The organism is Vibrio natriegens NBRC 15636 = ATCC 14048 = DSM 759 (assembly GCF_035621455.1).
GTDB classification, from domain to species: Bacteria; Pseudomonadota; Gammaproteobacteria; order Enterobacterales; family Vibrionaceae; genus Vibrio; species Vibrio natriegens.
Map to the genome: position 1 here is coordinate 1,333,942 of NZ_CP141823.1, position 19,391 is coordinate 1,353,332.

Consider the following 19,391-nt stretch of genomic DNA (forward strand, 5'->3'; position numbering starts at 1 on the left):
ATTCCTCTCAAGTGATGCGTTTTTCTCTGCTTTACCTTTGTTTACGATGCTTTACGTATGGTGCACTAAACTAGAATTGTCGTCAGTGGTGGAGTAGTGAACATGAAAACAGTACGGAATTCTATATGTCTAGTGATTGCAGTCGTTTCGGTCATATGGTGTTTGAGTGAACCACAGCTGCTTTCATCGACGCAGTTTTTCTATTGGCGCTCAGCGCTGATTCAATATTCTGGAGTTGTATCACTTGCCTTAATGTCTATTGCTATGGTGCTAGCACTGCGCTTACCTGTTATAGAACAATGGGTGAATGGTATGGATAAAGCCTACCGGGTTCATAAGTGGTTGGGTATTTCGGGGGTGAGTTTAGGCATTGTGCATTGGCTGCTTTATCAAGTGCCCAAATGGTTAGTCCAGTCTGGAATGCTGGAAAAACCGCTTAAACATACCGGGGAAGGGCCTGGTGGGAATAACTTAACCGCGTTGGAATCCTGGATTGTTGACTTGCGTGATGTTGGCCTTAGTCTTGGCGAATGGGGCTTCTATTTATTAGTTGTGCTGTTTGTTATTTCCCTCTGGACTGTCGTGAAGTACAAGCCCTTTAAAGTCTCGCATCGCATGATGGCGGCGGTCTATTTGATGATTGCGGTTCACTCTGTGTTGTTGATCAAGCGAGCCTATTGGGGGGAGCCGATTTTCTATATTTCTATCGCATTCGCCTTAATTGGCTGCGCTGCGGCTATCTATAGCTTGTCGGGTTTAGTTGGCCGAGTTAACCGTCACAATATGAAAGTGAAATCGACGCGCTTTTTCCCACAGGCTCGAGTCATGGAATTAGTACTCACCCCAACAGATTCTTGGCAGGGGCATAAAGCAGGACAATTCGCCTATATACGATTTGGCGATGAAGACCCGCATCCGTTTACCATCGCCTCCGCTAATGGTGAACCAGAGTTACGTTTCTTGATCAAAGAGTTAGGTGACTTTACGACAGGTTTATGTGAAAGGGTAAAAGCAGGCGATGAAGTCACTCTGGAAGGGCCTTATGGTCGATTAGAGTTTGATGTATCCAAACCTCAGATCTGGATAGCGGGTGGTGTTGGTATTGCGGTCTTTTTTGCAATACTCGCTTCATTAAAAGAGCGTAAATCGCATCAGCCAGTACATTTATTCTATTGCACGCGAGGATTGGATAGTCAATTAGTGGATGAGTTGTGGCGTTGTGCTCATCACGCGGACGTTGAATTGAGTGTTATTGATACTCAGGTTTCGCCAAGACTTAACGCACAACACATCGTTAAGCAGTGTGGTAATTTGGCAGACTATGAGCTTTATTTCTGCGGGCCTGAAGCATTTTCTTCAGCATTGAAGCAACAGTTGATGGAGTATCGATTCGACACCGAGCATCACTATCATGAAGAGCTATTTGTGATGAGGTAAGAATCCGTTTGAAAGAATAAAAGGAGCGGCAATCCGCTCCTTTTGTTTTATGGATGGTCACGTCACTGAAGGTTATAACTTCAGTTTTTTCACCATGCCAGCTTCTGCATGGCCCGGGATGTTACACGCAAACTCGACATTGTTGTCGCCGTGGAAGTGCCACAAGAGTTGCTTAGCTTTGCCTGGTTCAACCGTTACGGCATTATCAGAATCATGCATATGATTGCCAGACATGTTTTTCATCATTTCACGGTGCTCTAGCTGCTCTTTGGCTGAGCCAATTGTGAACTCATGATTTATTTTACCCGTGTTCATCACCACAAATTGGACAACGTCATTGGGTTCGATCTTCACTTCTTTTTTAAAGGTGATTTTCATGTCATCACTTAAAAGAACGTGCACGACTTTATCCGGTTTCGCTCCATTTGCAGGCATGCCGACGGCAGACGTTGCTACCATGCCTCCCATACTAGAATGATCCATGTTGGAATGGTCCATAGGCATGCTGTCGTTCTGCGCATGTTCCATAGGCATAGAGCCGTGATCCATGTTGTCATGGTTCATGGTTGAATTATCCATCTGAGCAAATACACTGCCAGAGGCTAAGGTCAGAGCAAGAGTGATCAGTGTCTTTTTCATATCGGTTTCCTTTATCGTCAATGAGGTAGTGCGCTATGGTCATTGGAACCATAGCGCTTTATGTTTATTTCTCTGTGTTTTTGTTAGGTTTTACTTCGCGCTGTTTCCAGAGCATAAAAATCGCTGGCAGTACCAGTAGAGTTAGCAGTAAGGCAGATGCCATACCACCGATCATTGGGGCAGCGATACGTTGCATTACCTGTGAGCCTGTCCCGTCGCCATACATGATTGGGATCAGACCAATAATGACGGTGAGTACGGTCATCATCACTGGACGCACACGTAGACCAGCTCCTTCGCGTATCGCATTAGTCAAATCATCTAAGCGCAGTGGCTGGCGTTTTTCTTCTGCATCCAGTTTTTTGTGGTGCCATGCTTGGTTGAGGTAAACCAGCATAATGACCCCAATCTCAACAGCGACACCCGCAAGGGCAATAAAGCCAACCCCTACCGCAATCGAGAAGTTGTAACTGAGGCTGTACATTAACCACAAGCCACCCACCATCGCCAATGGCAGCGTCGCCATGATGATCAAGACTTCTCCGATGCGACGGAAACTGAAGTAGAGCAACATCATGATGATCACCAAAGTAATCGGCACGACCACACTGAGTCGGTCTTTTGCGCGTTCCATGTACTCATACTGACCCGACCAAGCGATAGAATAGCCAGTAGGTAAAACCAGCTGATCCGCAACGGCTTGCTGTGCTTCAATCACGTACGAACCAAGATCTCGTCCGTCGATATCAACAAACACCCAGCCATTTGGACGCGCGTTTTCTGTTTTGATCATCGGTGGACCATCTTCGTAGCGGATATCGGCCACATCAGCGAGTGCGATACGTGCACCGTTTGGTGTTACCAGCGGTAGGTTCTGCAGTTTCACCACCGAATCACGGTAGTCTTGCGGGTAACGAACGTTGATCGGGTAGCGCTCCAGACCTTCGATAGTTTCACCGACATTCATGCCTCCCACCGCAGTGGAAATTACCTGTTGAACATCTTTGATATTCAGACCGTAACGCGCAGCGACACGGCGTTTGATATCGATAGTGACGTAGCGACCGCCAGCAACACGCTCAGCGTAAACCGATGAGGTGCCAGAAACGTTGTTAAGAATTGGCTCTATTTGCGCACCAATTTTCTCGATCTCTTTCAGGTCAGGGCCGGCGATTTTTATCCCGATAGGGGTTTTGATACCAGTTGCGAGCATGTCTATACGAGTCTTAATCGGCATAACCCAGGCGTTGGTTAATCCAGGGAATTGCACCAGCTGGTCAAACTCTTTACGCAAAGACTCTGTTGTCACGCCTTCACGCCATTCTTCACGTGGTTTAAATTGAATAACCGTTTCGATCATCGTCAGCGGGGCAGGGTCGGTTGCCGTATCCGCACGACCAATTTTCCCCCAAACCGTTTTTACTTCCGGTACGGTCTTGATCAACTTATTGGTTTGTTGGAGCAATTCACGTGCTTTACCGATAGATATACCCGGATAGGTGGTCGGCATGTACATCAAATCGCCTTCATCCAGAGGCGGAATGAATTCACTGCCCAGTTTACTGGTCGGGTAATAAGCCGATGCCATTAGCCCAAGAGCCAGCACGATCATCGCTTTTGGATACTTCAAACTCAGGTTCAGCAGTGGACGGTAAAGTGCCACCAAGCTGCGGTTAACCGGGTTTTTGTGTTCAGGAAGTACCTTACCGCGAATAAAGTAACCCATTAATACTGGCACTAGCGTGATAGCCAAAGCCGCCGCCGAGGCCATCGCGTACGTTTTAGTAAAGGCGAGAGGCGAGAACATTTTGCCTTCTTGCCCTTCCAGCGCGAACACCGGCACAAAGCTCAATGTAATGATGAGGAGCGAGAAGAATAGGGGAGCACCCACTTCTTCGGCTGCTTTACCAATTACCTGCCAACGGTTTTTGTCTGTAAGTGGCGTCCGTTCGATGTGTTTATGGACGTTTTCTATCATCACAATCGCACCGTCCACCATCGCCCCGATGGCAATAGCTATCCCACCGAGTGACATGATATTGGCATTAATGCCTTGATAGTGCATCACAATAAAGGCAGCCAAAATACCCACTGGCAAGCTAAGAGCAATAACTAAAGAAGAGCGGATATGGAACAAGAACAAGGCACAAACAATCGCTACCACGATGAACTCTTCGGCGAGTTTTTTCCAAAGATTGTCTACCGCTGCATTGATCAACGTTGAGCGATCGTAAGTTGATACGATCTCTACGCCATCAGGCAGGCTTCGCTGCAAATCATCCAGCTTCTCTTTGACCTTACTGATGACTTCGCTGGCATTTTCACCGTAGCGCATCACAATCACACCGCCGACGGCTTCCCCTTCACCATTTAGCTCAGAGATACCGCGACGCATTTGCGGGCCGAGATTGATGTCTGCGATGTCTCCAAGTAGGAGCGGCGTACCTTTGTCGGTCACTTTGATTGGCAGAGATTCAATATCTTCGATGCTGGTTAAGTAGCCAGTTGTGCGAACCATGTGTTCCGCTTCTGCCACTTCCACAACGGACGCCCCCGTTTCCTGGTTGCCGTTCTGGATAGCCATGTTGACTTGCTGCAGAGTGAGGTTGTAGGCGCGAAGTTTGGCCGGGTCGATCTGGACTTGGTATTGTTTGACCATCCCGCCAACAGTGGCGACCTCAGAAACCCCATCAACCGTTTGAAGTTCGTATTTTAAGAACCAGTCCTGAAAACTACGAAGCTCAGCAAGGTCGTGTTGCCCCGTTTTGTCTTGCAGTACATAGCTGTAAACCCAGCCCACACCTGTCGCGTCCGGACCTAGCGTCGGTTTTGCACTTGGCGGCAATTTCGGTGCTACCTGGCTTAGGTATTCTAAAACACGGGATCTCGCCCAGTACATGTCGGTATCATCATTGAAAATGATGTAAACATACGAATCCCCGAAGAAAGAATAGCCGCGCACTGTTTCTGCGCCCGGAACGGCCAACATCGCTGTGGTAAGCGGGTAAGTGACCTGATCTTCAACGACTTGCGGTGCTTGGCCTGGGTAGCTGGTTTTTATGATCACCTGAACATCAGAAAGATCGGGAATAGCATCAACAGGTGTATTCTTTACGCTGTAAAGCCCCGATAGCACAACCACTAAGGTGGCGATTAACACCATAAAGCGATTGTTGATAGACCAACGGATTATTGCTCCAATCATAGTTAGCCCTCAATCGCTTCGAGTTGTTTTAATACGTAGTCAGTGCCTTGCTTCTCGATTAGAAACCGAACTTTTTGGCCTTCCTTGAAACCAGATAAGCTGACTTCGTCACCTACTGTGAAGTTCATTTCACCTGCGTCCCAGTTCCATTCTGCAACAGGCATGTGATTTAGCGTGATCATGCCAAAGTCAGCCATGAGCATACTGATGTCACCCGTTAGCCATACATCGGTAGCAACGACACTACCATCAGCTTTGTAATCGATAATTTCGTATTGGCCTGAATCGGTTTTCTGCATTTCAAATTCAATGTTTTGACCTTTTTGCAGATCACCCATTTCCACGCCGTCGGCAAAGGTAAAGTTCATCACCATGCCTGGCCAATCCCATTCCGGTACTGGTTGATGATTGATGGTGAGCATGCGATGGTCTTTCATTACATCGGTAATTTCTCCTTTCGCCCAAGCCGTTTCCGCAGCGGATGCTTGAGGAGCTGAGATACGAGAAAGATCGGCCGTTTGGCTTGATTCTGAGTCCAGCATAAAGTGCGAGGAGGTAACAATACGATCTTCTTGGCTTAGGCCTTCTAATACCTCGGCTTTGTCATCGGCTTCGCGACCGACTTTGATTCGGGTCGAACGGTACTTTCCGTTGCCTTCAGCAAGGACAACTCGGGTCATACCGCCAGAGCGAATAACGGAAGACTTAGGAATAGTCAGCACGGCATCGTCACTGACAGGCTGGAGCGCAATGTTGGCAAACATGTTCGGCTTCAGTTCACCATTAGGGTTCGGGAACTTGAGACGCACACGCAGGGTTCGGGTTTTTGGATCAAGAATTGGGTAGACGTAATCAACCGTACCTTGCCAGTTTTTACCCGGAATCGCGTCTAACGTCATAGTTGCATTGCTGCCGGCTTTCATCCAGTGAGCCTGACGCTCAAACACTTCTGCATCTACCCAAACATTTTCTAGTGGACCTGCACTAATCACGGCTTGAGCAGGTGATAAGTAACCGCCTTCGCGCACATTTAAGCTGGCGATAACACCGTCGTCTGGCGCTTTAATTGCGATGGTTTGGGAAGCTTTGCCGCGCTGAGTTATGGCTTTGATTTGCGAGCGATCGACACCAAGTGTGACCAAACGTTCAGTCGCGCCTTTGACTAAGCCACTGCGGCCAGTACGGTACGCGTTAAGCAGCTCTTCCTGCGCTTTAACCAGTTCAGGCGAGTAGAGTGTAAATAGGACATCGCCTTTTTGGACTTTTTCGCCAACGGCGTTGATGTGGAGTTTCTCCACCCAACCAGCAACACGAACGTTAGTTTGCCATAACTTACTCTCGTCAAAGGCAATGTAACCAACGGTTTCAATACGCGGTGATAACTTCTCTACTGAAACTTGAGCGGTTTTAACCCCAAGATTGTTTTCGACCGAAGGGTCAATGGTGACCGTGCCAGGCTTATCTTGTGCTCCGGCGAGATCTTCAGCATAAACAGGAATCAAATCCATCCCCATTGGTGACTTGCCCGGTTTATCTCGTTTGTAGTTAGGATCCATCGGGGCGACCCAGTAGAGCGGATCGTTTGAGCTATTTGACGCACTATCCTCAGCCGCCATTAGTTCATGATTGGCACTCGGATTAAAATGGCTGAAACCAAAGCCTAAAGCCCCACCTACTATTAAAGCGATGGTGGCGATTTTGATAGAATTCGAACTCATTGTTACTTCCTTAATTCCGGTGCTGATACTTGATATTCAAAACCACCCAGTAACGTTGCCAAGTTGCTATTGACGATATTTAAATCAGTGATCAAACGTTGTTGCTCGAGCTGCAGAGCAAGCTCATCGGTACTGGCCAAAATCACATCGTTGAATTGCGCGGTGTTATTTTGGTATCCCCGTTCTACTGCCCGAATCCGAGCTTTGACCTGAGGAAGTAAAGTGGTTTGATAACGCTCCAGGCGTTGGCTTAAGTTGCTGCGGTCGACCAAAAGCGTGTTCACTTTGGCGTTCATTTGCGTCAGTAATGTGTCTTTCTGTGAGCGTGCAGCTCCTAACTGATACTGCGCCGCTGCGAGGTTTTTATCTTGGCGATTGCCAGTGAATAGCGGAATATCCATCGTTAAATACGCACTGACTAAATCTGAAGCCGGCTCACCTTTCATGTTGTTTGACTGGCGATAGGCATAGGCAACTTCGACACCAAACTGCGGACTATAAGCCTGCTCGGCAATTTCAACCTGGGTTTCATTAGTTGAAATGCTGACATCGGCCATTTTCACCATTGGGTGCTGGCTAAGTAGTTGATAGTGCTGCGTAGAATCAGCCCCAGAGGAGAGGGCCTGATTCAGATTATTCCAGTTAAGTTGGTTGCTGGCTTGTAGCGATGGAGTACCTTGTTGAGAATGATTAATCAACCAGTCAGAGCCTAGCCATTCAGAAAGCTGGGCTACCAAACGTCGCTGCATTTGAGCATTAGCCTGTAACTTTTCATCCAGCTTGCTTACTTGCAGCTGTGCGTTAAGAAGGTCCTGAGCTTCGCTTTTGCCAATTGAGTAATTGGTTTGTATGAAGTTCTCCATTTCCTTCATCAAGCGGCGGTTTTCTAACATGATCTGTTCTGCTTGTTGTTGATAGCCAAGCTCAAGCCAGAGTTGAGTCATGTTATTCGCTATATCCAGCTCTCTTGCATGCACTTGCAGAGATAAACCATCCGCTTGTTGGTTAGCTTTCTTCTGTTGAAGGTCGAGGGTAGAACCGCGCTCAAACTGTTGCATTAGACCAACTGAGATATTAGTCATTGGGTCTTCGTCGAACTTAAAACTGTCGACAGGTAGTCCGCCAACACCCACTTTTAGTTTCGGATCCATTAGCGTCGCGCTTGCAATGCCGGTCTCACGCATGGCTTCCGATTGAGCAAAGAACTGTTTGCGATTGCCATCGTTTTCAAGGGCAATATTAATCAGCTTTGCCAGTTCTTGGGTCGATTGTGCTTGAGATACATTGACTGCTTTTTCGTGTGATGGCGCTTGTGCCATCACATTAAATGCAGGCAAAGCAATCAGGGCTAGTGAGCCTATTGATGTCACTAAGTGATTTGGGGTGAATTCCATCGTTTTCATCCAAATTAATACCAGACTTGCTCGTAAACGCACAAATAGTGTGAATCGATGCGAAAGCTGGTGATTGCCGGACGTTTGGACGTTGTGATTACTTCAGCTCTTTGACGATACAAATAATCTGAGATCGTAAGGCGTTATTTGAGCAAATAGACCAATCGTCGGGCGCAATTAAACAACCTGCAAGGTTAAGCAGGGTCGAATGCTTTTATTGAATTAAACGATAGGAGGTCGGTAGAGATCGTGGCTGACCTGTACCACAGGGTCATGGCTCTCGATATTGAAGGAGGCTCTTTGTGCCAGTGGAGAAAGTCGGTTTTCGGGAACGGGTAGTGAAACAAAAACAAACGAACAGGACGTTGTACAGCAGTTATGAACCATACCCGAGTTGTCCGCACAGCTCATTGGTATGTCGGAAGGGGCTGAGCTATGAGACATCGCCATACTCATATCCATACTGTGTGACCCACAGTGCTCATCTTGCTGAGTTATTGTCTGATCTGACATCATTTTTAGGTTCATTAGTGGTGCACTGTTTACCACGCTCGATACCAAAAGGATCAGCGTTGTCAGCAGAGTCAACCAAATTGTATGCCAGGATTTAAGGTGCATACTCGTTCCAGTAAAATGAATGTATCTCGTTAATAACCCTTGAATAGTAAAGGTTACCCTAGGGGGAAAGTCAATAGTTAATATTTGACAATAAAAATGTAGTTAGTGAGCATTTTGTCACATGAACTTCCCGCGGTAGGATTTATCCTTAAATTAAGTAAGGGTTAAGTGGCTAACTCAGGGTAGCGTATGATCGAAATTATCATCGACGGGAAGTATCGAATTGTAGAAGAAGGGCAAACTCTTCTTGAAGCGGCAAAAGTATGTGGGGTCGAAATCCCGTCGCTTTGCGGCATGAACAAAAGTAACGAGAAAGTGCCATGTGACTTATGTGTCGTTGAGATAGAAAGTGGTGGTACCAAACGAGCGTGTGAGCTCGAAGTCTATCGAGGACTTAACGCCGTTACCCAGTCAGAACAACTCAGTGAACACCGAAGAAAAGCCCTTAACCGAATTATGACGGACCATTACGCTGACTGCGAAGCTCCGTGTAAAACGGCTTGTCCCGCTGGTGTCGATATTCAGTCTTACCTCTACCATATCTCACAGAATGATCACCAAAAAGCGATTGAAGTGATCAAAAAAACGCTGCCAATGCCGCTATCAATCGGACGTGTTTGTCCGGCCTTTTGTGAAAGTGAATGCCGCCGTTCTTTAGTCGATGAGCCTATTGCCATTCGTCAACTTAAGCGTCATGCGGCAGACACCGATTTGGCTTCTTATGACGCTTACGTGCCGGAGAAAAAGCCGACCAAGAACCTTAGAATCGCGGTGGTAGGCAGTGGCCCGGGGGGATTAACCACCGGCTATTATCTTTCTAACGAAGGTTATGACGTTACAGTCTTTGAGTCGATGCCGAAAGCGGGCGGGTGGCTACGCTATGGCATTCCGGAATATCGCCTTCCAAAGGACATTCTGGATAAAGAAATCGAACTGATGTGTCGCAATGGCATGCAGATCAACACCAATAAAAAGCTTGGCGTTGACTTTACGCTCTCCCAATTAACTGAAGATTACGACGCAGTGTGTTTGGCTGTCGGCGCATCTCAAGCGGTGGAGATGACCTATCCGGGGAGTGATCTAGACGGTTGCTACTTGGGGGTAGATTACCTCAAAGACTACGTGACCGAACAACGCTATGTGACAGGCAAAAAAGTGGCGGTTATTGGTGGTGGCAACACCGCGATCGATTGTGCCCGAACGGCGCGACGAGCAGGGGCTGATACAACGCTGATTTACCGTCGAACTCGAGACGAAATGCCTGCGGAAGACTACGAAATTGTTGAAGCTGAACACGAAGGCGTGAAGTTCCACTTTCTGACCAATCCTGCGGAAAATTTAGCGGATGAAAACGGGCGCGTTCATGCCGTTCGTTTAGAACGAATGGCTCTGGGGCAGCCAGATTCATCAGGCCGTCGCAGCCCAAAACCGACAGGTGAGTTCTTCATCGAAGCATTTGATACGGTGATCGCTGCCGTGTCTCAAAAGCCAGATTTAAGTTTTTTAGACAACGATGCGTTGTCGATTCCCGTAACTCGTTGGAACACTTCGGAATCTGACGCGCAAACCATGCATACCGGTACAGGCAATATTTTCAGTATTGGCGATTTCCGCCGCGGGCCTGCGACTGCCGTAGAAGCGGTTGGAGATGGACGAGTTGCCGCAAAAGCCATTGATCTATTCCTGAATGGCGACATGGCAGATATGCCAACACCGGTTTTTAACTCTCGTAAAGAGCAAAAATTGTCGCAAGTTGATCCGCTTCACTTTGAAAATATCCAAAAAGTCGCGCGTACGATCATGCCGGAATTAACCCCAGAACAGCGTGAGCAGAGCTTTGCCGAAGTTGAACTCGGATTTGACAATGAAGAGGCAATGAAAGAAGCGGCACGTTGTCTTGAATGTGGCTGTCAGGCGAACACAGACTGTGCTTTACGAGATTATTCAACGGAATATCAAGCTGAACAGAAATTCGGTGATTCGTTACAAGCTAAAGCCACTAATGTCGTCGATCATCAAGGATGGCTTGACCTGCGAGCAAAAGATCTTCGTCATAAATACGAAGTTGACCGCAGTTCGGAGTTTATTGAATTCGATGCCAACCGCTGCATCAGTTGTGGTCAGTGTATTCAGGCGTGTCGAGAGCAAGCCGTTCATGGCGTGCTCAGTTTTGTAAGCGATGCTAATGGCCGTCCGGCACTGAGACCGGATGATCGACCTCGATTCCGTTCAGAACAAAAAGGGAATAAGCCTAGTGGTTTAACGCTAATGGGCGATTCCAAGTGCGTGCAGTGTGGTGCGTGTGTACAAGCGTGCCCAACGGGTGCAATGGTAGACAGCCGTGATCGATCACAAGGCCGAACTGAGGATTTGAAAGCCGTTGACACTATCTGTACCTACTGCGGTGTCGGCTGTAAGTTAACCATGTTTGTTGACGAGGCAGAGAATAAAATTCGCTATGTCAAAGGTGCTGACTCACCGGTTAACCAAGGTATGTTGTGCGTAAAAGGGCGTTTTGGTTTTGATTTTATTGGAAGCGAAGAGCGATTAACCACGCCGCTTATTCGTAAAGATGGATGGCTGCAACCTGCAAGTTGGGAAGAAGCTATTCAATTAGTCGCGTCTAAGTTTACGTCTATAAAACAAGATTTTGGCAGCAATGCGCTGGCGGGTTTCTCTTCAGCAAAAACCACCAATGAAGACAATTACGCGTTTCAGAAATTCATTCGCCGCGAACTGGGTACCAATAACGTTGACCATTGCGCGAGACTTTGTCATGCATCAAGCGTCACTGGGCTGGAAGCCTCACTGGGCAGTGGGGCAATGACCAATGATATTCCGAGTATCAAACACTCGGATGTGATTTTTATTATCGGTTCAGACACCACTTCTGCGCATCCAATCATCGCATCTCATATCAAGCAAGCTATTCGTCATCACGGTGCACGTCTGGTGGTGGCTGATCCAAAACGTGTCGATATTGTTGAGCATGCAGAGCTTTATTTAGCACATCGTCCAGGTACGGATGTCATGCTACTAAATGGCGTAATGCAGCTGATTATTAAGAATGGCTGGTTTGATCAGGAGTACATCGAAGAGCGCGTTGATGGCTTTGATACCTTACTGCAAGAAGTGATGTCACCCGCTTACAACCTGGACAAAGTAGAACTGGTCACGGGTGTGAAAGCCGACGATATTTTCGCCATGGCACGTATGATCGGGACTGCCAAGCGCACGGCTGTGTATTATTCGATGGGGATTACGCAGCATACCACCGGGCATGATAACGTTCGTTCGATTGCTAACCTGCAATTGTTGTGTGGAAACATTGGTATCGAAGGTGGAGGCATCAACCCATTGCGCGGTCAGTCAAACGTGCAAGGGGCGTGCGACATGGGGGCATTGCCAAACTGCTATCCGGGCTATCAAAAAGTCTATAACCCAATGGTACGACAGAAGTTTGCCATAGAATGGAATGCGCCCGATTTGTCGGCAGAGCAAGGGTTAACTCTGACTGAAATTATTGATGCCGCATGCAAACGAGAAGTTCGTGGCATGTACATCATGGGTGAAAACCCAGTATTGAGTGACCCAAACCAAGCGCATGTCATTGAAGGCTTAGAGGCACTGGATTTCTTGGTTGTGCAGGATATCTTCCTTACTGAAACGGCGCAGTATGCCGATGTGGTTCTGCCTTCTTGCTCATTTGCTGAAAAATCAGGGCATTTCACTAACACTGAGCGTCGGGTACAGCGTGTGAATGCTGTTGTTACCGCTCCGGGAGAGGCCAAAGAGGATTGGTGGATCATTCAAGAGCTGGCTAACGCGATGGGCAGTGACTGGAATTATCACTGCGTGTCTGAAATTACCAGCGAGATTGCTCGTGTGACGCCTCAGTATGCGGGTTTACGTTGGGACGCTATCACGCCAAATGGTGTGCAATGGCCGAGCAACAAGAATAACCCGAACGGCACGCGAATCATGCACCAAACCCAGTTTACCCGTGGTAAAGGGCAAATGGTCGGCATTCCGTTCCGTTATGCTGCTGAACTTCCAGATGAAGAGTATCCTTTGGTACTGACAACTGGCCGAGTGCTGGAGCAGTTCCATACCGGGACCATGACGAGAAAAACGAAAGGGTTGGATAATCTTGCGGGACCGAGAGCTATGATCAGCGTCGAAGATGCCGAAGCTTTGGGGATCAGCAATGGTCAGCGCCTGAAAATATCGACACGTCGTGGTCATATCGAAATTGATGCGTTTGTAACCAAGAGAATGCAAAAAGGGGTGGTGTTTATTCCTTTTCACTTTGTGGAATCACCAGTTAACCGCTTAACAACTACGGCAACGGATCCGCATGCGAAAATCCCAGAATTTAAGGTTGCGGCGGTAAAAGTTGAAATAGTAGAACCCGTTAAGACTGAGAGCATAACTACCGAACACGTACATACGGATTAGGCAGACAGGATAAAAAGGGCTTCGCATTGAACCTCGAAAAGAAATGGGCAGGAATCATAATATGATCCCTGCCTTTTTTATGTGAATTGGACGCGAGATTGTCAGAGAATTGACTGTTTCTGACGACCCTCTGTTATTCAGGCAAGTTCTATAACCTAAAATTTGCTGAGCTCCTATACTCAGACTACAACGTTGAGTTTTTATAACAACAAGAGGCACTTGCATGACAAGAACAACCTCATTAGCAGTCGTTTTTTTATTGATGTGCGCATATTTTGGATATAACCGATTTTATGTGTACCCAAAGCAGTTGGAATCTCAAGCCGAATCAATGCTACTTAAGATGGCAAATCGAGAAGAATGGCTGGATGCGTTCGAAGTGATGAATCGAGTTGATGCACACAAAGGTTACTTAGAGCTTGCAGCACAAATCAAATCTTCCGATGGCAATCGAGCCTATAGTGAAGGCTTTATCACCTACAGCGACCGCCAAGGCATGGTCTGTAAAGAAGTTGTGTTTGATTTTAAGATAGACTCTTTAAATAACTACACGATTTCTCAAATACGTGACTGCTCTATGGGCGAGTACTATTAAACGATATACAGTGCTTAGTACGCTGTTAATCGAGCGATTTCTTAAACCTGAGAGAAGCAACTACGAGACCGAGTATGGTAAATCCAACTAGCCATAACGTATCTCGCCATAAATCGAATAAGTCCGCACCTCGTAGCACAATCCCTCTAATCATCCTCATGAAGTGGGTGGCGGGAAGCACTTCCGATATCCATTGTGCCGCCACTGGCATTCCTTCATAGGGGAACATAAAACCAGACAACAGAATGGATGGCAGCAGAATAAACACGGTCATCTGCATGGCTTGAAGCTGTGTTTTTGCGATGGTGGATATCATCAGGCCCAGGGTCAGACTCGCCGCGATAAAGAGCAATGTTCCAAACAGCATTTGACTGATGGCACCGTTGATGGGAACGCCAAAAATCCAATGGCCTAGACCTAAAATGATAAAGACTTGAATCAAGCCGACGAAGATATAAGGCACGATCTTCGCAATCATCAACTCAATTGAGTGGATTGGTGTCGTGATGAGAAGTTCTAAGTTACCTCGTTCTCGCTCCCGAACAATAGCCGCACTGGTAAATAAGATCATCGTCATGGTGAGAATGACGCCGAGTAACCCCGGAACAATGTTTACCGCAGAACGGCGGCTAGGGTTGTAGTAAAGCGCAACCTCAAACGTTTTGGTCGGTCTAGATCGAATCTCGAAGTCAAAGTCTGTGAGAGGCATGGTTTGCAGCGACAATATCGCTGAGCTGATCATGGTATCTGAACCATCGACGATCCATTGGCCCAGTTCGCGCCCTTGCATCATGCGTTGCGTAAGGTCGCTCGGTAAAATCAGCACTGCTCGCACAAGCCCGTCCTGGATGGCTTGCTCTGCTTCTTGAGCAGTGGCATAGGTCTCTTTGATATCAACAACCTGAGTGACTTCCACAGACTGAGCAATGATACGCCCGGCCGTACTGCCACTTTGATCGACGACACCAACCGGAATATTGCGAATATCCGTATTGATTGCGAACCCGAACAACAGTAACTGAATAAGCGGGATCATCACGACCATGCCAAAGGTGATCCTATCTCGGGAAAGTTGACGAATTTCCTTGATCATCACGGCTTTCATTCGGGCTATTGGCTTGATCATTGGCGGCCTCTCCCTGTTACAGTGACGAAGACATCTTCCAGACTTGGTCGTGCATGATTCATTTCGGCATGTTCTAATTCCGGAAAAGTCTGTTTGAGCCAATTTATTGGATGCTCAACATGCTGGTGGATCAGAATGCGCAAACGAACCCCCAATTGAGCGGCAGAACGAACCTCATCACGTTGAAGGAGTTTTTCTTTTAATTCACGCAGTTTGTCTGATTTGACTTCAATAATGTTCACGCCCATATTTTCCATCAACTGTTCCGGCTCGCCATCGGCACGAATTTCACCTGACTCCATAATAGCGAGGCGATGACAACGTTCGGCTTCGTCCATGTAATGCGTGGTTACTAAAATGGTGGTGCCTTGGTCGCATAAATCAAACAACTGCTCCCAAAACTCACGTCGGTTTTCAGGGTCGACGGCGGAGGTAGGCTCATCAAGAAACAGAAGTTCGGGGTTATGCATTGTTGCAGCAGCAAGAGAAAGACGCTGTTTTTGCCCGCCACTCATGCCGCTGACTCGTTGCTTTCGTAGCTGATCTAACCCATAGGTTCTCAATTGTTCTTCAATCCGGGTTTTAAGCGCTTTGCTACCCAGACCAAAAATTTGGCCAATAAATTCGAGGTTTTCTTGAACCGAGAGATCGTCATAAAGCGAAAATTTCTGAGTCATGTAGCCGATCTTGAGCCGCAGCATTTCGGACTGCCTAGGAATCTCCAGCCCAAGAACATCGACGTTGCCTTCCGTAGGGCTGAGCAAACCTGTCAGTACACGAATAGTCGTCGACTTACCGCAGCCATTCGGACCTAAAAAGCCGTAGATAGAGCCTTTGGGAACATTCAGTGTGATGTCGTTGATCGCCGTGAAATTACCGAATTTCTTGACGACATTCTTAGCCTGAATGGCGTATTCCGTCATCGCGTTACTCCACTAGGTCAACTTGAGCTGGTACACCAGATGGCAGCGATTTTGCCGACTCAGGTAAATCGACTTCAGCCAGGTACATCAAACGCGAACGTTCTTCTTCTGTGAGCGCGAAATAAGGTGTAAATGACGGTTCAGTGGCTACCCAGCGTACGGTTCCCTGTAAAGGACTAGCCAGCCCATCCACGTTAACCGTAACGGTTTTCCCAGGGACAAAGTTAAGACGGAATTTAGCAGGAACGTAAACTCGGGCGTAGGGGACCCTGCTCGCTTGTATTACCGCAACGATACCATTCACAGGCACTCGCTCCCCAAGATTGTAGGGTAAGTTATCCAACGTTCCATCACGCGTGGCGGTAATAGTCAGTTCTGCCAGTTTCTGTTCTTGCAGCGCAACATCTGCTTTCGCTGCCATCAATTCCGCTTTAGCCTGATCAATATCTTCAGGTCGAGAACCGGCAGTGAGTTTGCTGAACTCTTCTTTGGCGGAGTTCAACTCAGCACGAGCAGAATCTCTTGCCGCCAGTGCAGAGTCTTTCTCTGATTGGCTAATAAGCTTCTTGCGTACCAGTTCGACTGTGCGCTGGTAGCTTTTCTGAGCTTCTGTGAGTTGCGCTTCGGCTCTTGCGACTTTTGCCGAGGCTGCAGCGATGTCTTCAGGACGCTCACCGTTAGTTAACTTCAAGAGATAAGCTTCGGCTTTGGCTTGCTCGGCTACTGTATGAGCGAGCACCGCTTGTTGGTTCTTGGTATCCAGTTGCACGAGGACTTCACCTTCACTGACTTGGCTGCCTTCCTTAACAGGTAGGGCGCGAATTATCTCATTTGAGGTTGCGGTGAAGGTTACGCGGTCACGTTCTAGTGTTCCAAGTGCCTGATGTGTGTTGTCTTTTGAACATGCAGTCAGTAGAGCAATAATTAAGGTGCCAAAGATAATTCGCTTCATGGTGCGGTGCTTCCCTGAAAGATGTTTAGACAACTACTCTTGATAGCCTGAAATTACTGGATACATTTCAGCAGTGAACGAGCTTTACTACAGCTTAGCATGGAATGGAGAAACTATTCTTTTAAAATTTAGAGGCTTAGGTTCGCAACTGAAATGCCAAGAGGTCAGTGTGCAGAATCGAGAGCATGATCGAGTTTTGTACTTCTTTATGATGTATCCGCAGGTGCGGTTAGTGAGTAAGCCAGCAATTAATCGGCTGTCGATATAACGTCTTTTGAGAACAAAGCCCAACCGCGGCTGGGCTGTAATTAGATTGTTTATTGTCGTTACGTTAAACGAAAATTTTTCCTTTCAGGTAAAGCACACCATCACCGGAAACTTCAACGCTGTTATCGTTTACTTGGCAGTGCAATACGCCACCTCGAGCCGAGGCTTGATAGGCAACAAGTGAGGTCTTGCCAAGCTCCTCTGCCCAAAATGGCGCGAGTCCTGCGTGTATAGAACCCGTTACCGGATCTTCGTCACCACCGTTAGCAGGCCAAAAGTAGCGCGAAACAAAGTCATAATCAGTGCCTTTGGCGGTAACGACGACGTCATAAGGAGCAAGTTGTTTAAGCTGCTCAGATTGATATTGAACGTCCAGCACTTCTTGTTGGTTTTCCAATATGACAAAGTACGCTTGCGGGCTTAATAGCACTCGGTCTACTTTGCAATTCAGTCCTTCTATCAGTTGTGTAGGAATAGTGCTGACTGGTTCAGGTGGTCGGGCAGGGAAGGTCATTTCGATCTTGCCCAAAGCATTTTTCACGACACTGAGTTTACCAACTTTTAGCGTGTGAAATTCGATAGTACCGTCGACATTGAGTTGGTCGAATAAAACCATGGCTGAAGCAAGTGTTGCGTGGCCACAAAAGTCAATTTCTGTCAGTGGCGAGAACCAGCGGATTTCATATTGATTCTCGTTAATCTGTTTGAGAAATGCGGTCTCAGAGAGGTTATTCTCTGCTGCGATACTTTGCATGAGCTCAGGTGCTAACCATTCAGTAACAGGGACGACAGCGGCAGAGTTGCCTTTAAATTGTGCATCTGTAAATGCGTCTACAACATAAATATCTAATTCCATTTATTTTCCCTTTTTCCACGAGCTCAAACGAAGTTTCATACTCACTATACTGAAACGCCTTCCGAAAAGGGAAGGCGTTTTGAAGGATATCAGTTTAAATTTTCTAATTAGCTTGTGTATTTGGCTTTCATTCGGAGTGCGACGTTAACTAACGCGATTAACACCGGCACCTCAATCAGTGGGCCAATCACACCAGCGAACGCTTGGTCGGAATTTAAACCAAATACCGCAATAGAAACCGCGATAGCGAGTTCGAAGTTGTTACCAGTCGCTGTATAAGCAATAGAAGCATTTTTGTCGTATGGAAGACCGATTTTTTTACCGATAAAGAAGCTAACAAAAAACATCAATACGAAGTAAATAGCCAGTGGAATTGCGACTCGGAATACATCCATAGGAAGCTCTAAAATCATTTCACCTTTTAAGCTGAACATCAAAACAATGGTTGCAAGCAGAGCGACTAACGTGATCGGTGAAATTCGCGGGATGAACTTGTCTTTGTACCATTGCTCCCCCTTAGCTGCGACCAGCCACTTACGGCTGAGAAAGCCAGCGAGAAAAGGGATGCCAAGGTAAATCAGAACGCTTTCAGCAATATCTCCCATAGAGATATCAACGATGAAACCTTCATAGCCAAAATAGGGCGGCAGTACCGTAATAAACAGCCATGCCATCACGCTGTAAGTCAGAATTTGAAAAGCACTGTTCAAAGCGACCAACGCGGCCCCATACTCTTTGTTACCGCCGCCGATGTCGTTCCACACCAGAACCATCGCGATGCAACGAGCAAGACCGATCAGGATTATCCCAACCATATAGCCTGGATGATCGCCAAGGAATGTCAGCGCAAGAATGAACATCAGAATCGGACCAACAATCCAGTTCATTATTAATGAAAGTGTGATGGCTTTTTTGTCTCTCGTCACCGTTCCCAGCAAGCCGTAGTCAACTTTCGCCAGTGGCGGGTACATCATCAGGATCAAGCCAATAGCCAGTGGTATGTTGGTACTGCCGACTGACATGGCTTCGTTCCATTGTGCTACTTGAGGGAAAACGGCACCGATAGCGACACCAATTGCCATTGCGACGAAGATCCATACTGTGAGGTATCGATCCAGAAAACTCATTTTATTACTGGCACTACTTAAAACTTCAGTGGTCATCGTGTCTTCCTCGTATATCGTCGAAAGACGATTATTGAGT

The 19,391-nt window shown here is 47.2% G+C and carries 13 protein-coding genes; 3 read left to right on the top strand and 10 right to left on the bottom strand.

All coding sequences use genetic code 11. The annotated features are described in order from the left end of the window. Positions 1-102: 102 nt before the first annotated feature. Positions 103-1,437 carry a ferredoxin reductase family protein gene (locus VER99_RS20390; protein ID WP_024372868.1) on the top strand — a complete coding sequence of 445 codons (1,335 nt, stop codon included), beginning with the start codon at positions 103-105 and terminating at the stop codon, positions 1,435-1,437. 72 nt (positions 1,438-1,509) lie between these two features. Here VER99_RS20390 and copI read toward each other — a convergent pair whose 3' ends face one another. The 5 genes from copI to VER99_RS20415 form a co-directional block, all read right to left on the bottom strand. Further along, complete coding sequence (copI, locus tag VER99_RS20395) at positions 1,510-2,076, bottom strand: copper-resistant cuproprotein CopI (RefSeq protein WP_014234682.1); 567 nt, start codon at positions 2,074-2,076, stop codon at positions 1,510-1,512. A gap of 64 nt (positions 2,077-2,140) precedes the next feature. Further along, positions 2,141-5,281, bottom strand: a complete 3,141-nt coding sequence (locus VER99_RS20400; protein ID WP_020335332.1) for an efflux RND transporter permease subunit — start codon at positions 5,279-5,281, stop codon at positions 2,141-2,143. Positions 5,282-5,283: 2 nt separating this feature from the next. Further along, positions 5,284-6,999: an efflux RND transporter periplasmic adaptor subunit gene (locus VER99_RS20405; RefSeq protein ID WP_020335331.1), complete on the bottom strand. Its 1,716-nt coding sequence runs from the start codon at positions 6,997-6,999 to the stop codon at positions 5,284-5,286. Positions 7,000-7,001: 2 nt separating this feature from the next. Beyond that, on the bottom strand, positions 7,002-8,318 hold the full coding sequence (locus VER99_RS20410; protein WP_236614670.1) for a TolC family protein: 1,317 nt from the start codon (positions 8,316-8,318) through the stop codon (positions 7,002-7,004). A gap of 297 nt (positions 8,319-8,615) precedes the next feature. Continuing rightward, entirely contained in the window at positions 8,616-9,011 is a 396-nt protein-coding gene (locus VER99_RS20415; RefSeq protein ID WP_076633466.1) for a hypothetical protein, read from the bottom strand. Positions 9,012-9,200: 189 nt separating this feature from the next. Between VER99_RS20415 and fdhF the strand changes: the two genes are divergently transcribed. Together fdhF and VER99_RS20425 are read left to right on the top strand one after the other, a co-directional pair. Further along, positions 9,201-13,469 (top strand): formate dehydrogenase subunit alpha, encoded by a 4,269-nt coding sequence (fdhF, locus tag VER99_RS20420; RefSeq protein ID WP_020335329.1) that lies wholly within the window; start codon positions 9,201-9,203, stop codon positions 13,467-13,469. A 223-nt stretch (positions 13,470-13,692) separates the two neighbouring features. Next, positions 13,693-14,064, top strand: a complete 372-nt coding sequence (locus VER99_RS20425; RefSeq protein WP_014234677.1) for a hypothetical protein — start codon at positions 13,693-13,695, stop codon at positions 14,062-14,064. A gap of 25 nt (positions 14,065-14,089) precedes the next feature. Here VER99_RS20425 and VER99_RS20430 read toward each other — a convergent pair whose 3' ends face one another. The 5 genes from VER99_RS20430 to arsB form a co-directional block, all read right to left on the bottom strand. Next, positions 14,090-15,190, bottom strand: a complete 1,101-nt coding sequence (locus tag VER99_RS20430; RefSeq protein ID WP_020335328.1) for an ABC transporter permease — start codon at positions 15,188-15,190, stop codon at positions 14,090-14,092. Then, on the bottom strand, positions 15,187-16,113 hold the full coding sequence (locus tag VER99_RS20435; protein ID WP_020335327.1) for an ABC transporter ATP-binding protein: 927 nt from the start codon (positions 16,111-16,113) through the stop codon (positions 15,187-15,189). The genes VER99_RS20430 and VER99_RS20435 overlap by 4 nt, the downstream gene beginning before the upstream one ends. A gap of 4 nt (positions 16,114-16,117) precedes the next feature. Next, on the bottom strand, positions 16,118-17,065 hold the full coding sequence (locus tag VER99_RS20440; protein ID WP_020335326.1) for an HlyD family secretion protein: 948 nt from the start codon (positions 17,063-17,065) through the stop codon (positions 16,118-16,120). 331 nt (positions 17,066-17,396) lie between these two features. Continuing rightward, complete coding sequence (locus tag VER99_RS20445) at positions 17,397-18,188, bottom strand: PhzF family phenazine biosynthesis protein (protein WP_020335325.1); 792 nt, start codon at positions 18,186-18,188, stop codon at positions 17,397-17,399. A gap of 107 nt (positions 18,189-18,295) precedes the next feature. Beyond that, positions 18,296-19,351 (bottom strand): ACR3 family arsenite efflux transporter, encoded by a 1,056-nt coding sequence (gene arsB / locus VER99_RS20450; protein ID WP_020335324.1) that lies wholly within the window; start codon positions 19,349-19,351, stop codon positions 18,296-18,298. Positions 19,352-19,391 lie beyond the last annotated feature (40 nt).

Coding starts and splice junctions, on each gene's coding strand:
- VER99_RS20400 (WP_020335332.1), bottom strand. CDS start 5,281: ATGATTGGAGCAATAATCCGTTGGTCTATCAACAATCGCTTTATGGTG.
- VER99_RS20435 (WP_020335327.1), bottom strand. CDS start 16,113: ATGACGGAATACGCCATTCAGGCTAAGAATGTCGTCAAGAAATTCGGT.
- copI (WP_014234682.1), bottom strand. CDS start 2,076: ATGAAAAAGACACTGATCACTCTTGCTCTGACCTTAGCCTCTGGCAGT.
- VER99_RS20425 (WP_014234677.1), top strand. CDS start 13,693: ATGACAAGAACAACCTCATTAGCAGTCGTTTTTTTATTGATGTGCGCA.
- VER99_RS20405 (WP_020335331.1), bottom strand. CDS start 6,999: ATGAGTTCGAATTCTATCAAAATCGCCACCATCGCTTTAATAGTAGGT.
- VER99_RS20445 (WP_020335325.1), bottom strand. CDS start 18,188: ATGGAATTAGATATTTATGTTGTAGACGCATTTACAGATGCACAATTT.
- VER99_RS20415 (WP_076633466.1), bottom strand. CDS start 9,011: ATGCACCTTAAATCCTGGCATACAATTTGGTTGACTCTGCTGACAACG.
- VER99_RS20430 (WP_020335328.1), bottom strand. CDS start 15,190: ATGATCAAGCCAATAGCCCGAATGAAAGCCGTGATGATCAAGGAAATT.
- VER99_RS20440 (WP_020335326.1), bottom strand. CDS start 17,065: ATGAAGCGAATTATCTTTGGCACCTTAATTATTGCTCTACTGACTGCA.
- VER99_RS20390 (WP_024372868.1), top strand. CDS start 103: ATGAAAACAGTACGGAATTCTATATGTCTAGTGATTGCAGTCGTTTCG.
- VER99_RS20410 (WP_236614670.1), bottom strand. CDS start 8,318: ATGGCACAAGCGCCATCACACGAAAAAGCAGTCAATGTATCTCAAGCA.
- fdhF (WP_020335329.1), top strand. CDS start 9,201: ATGATCGAAATTATCATCGACGGGAAGTATCGAATTGTAGAAGAAGGG.
- arsB (WP_020335324.1), bottom strand. CDS start 19,351: ATGACCACTGAAGTTTTAAGTAGTGCCAGTAATAAAATGAGTTTTCTG.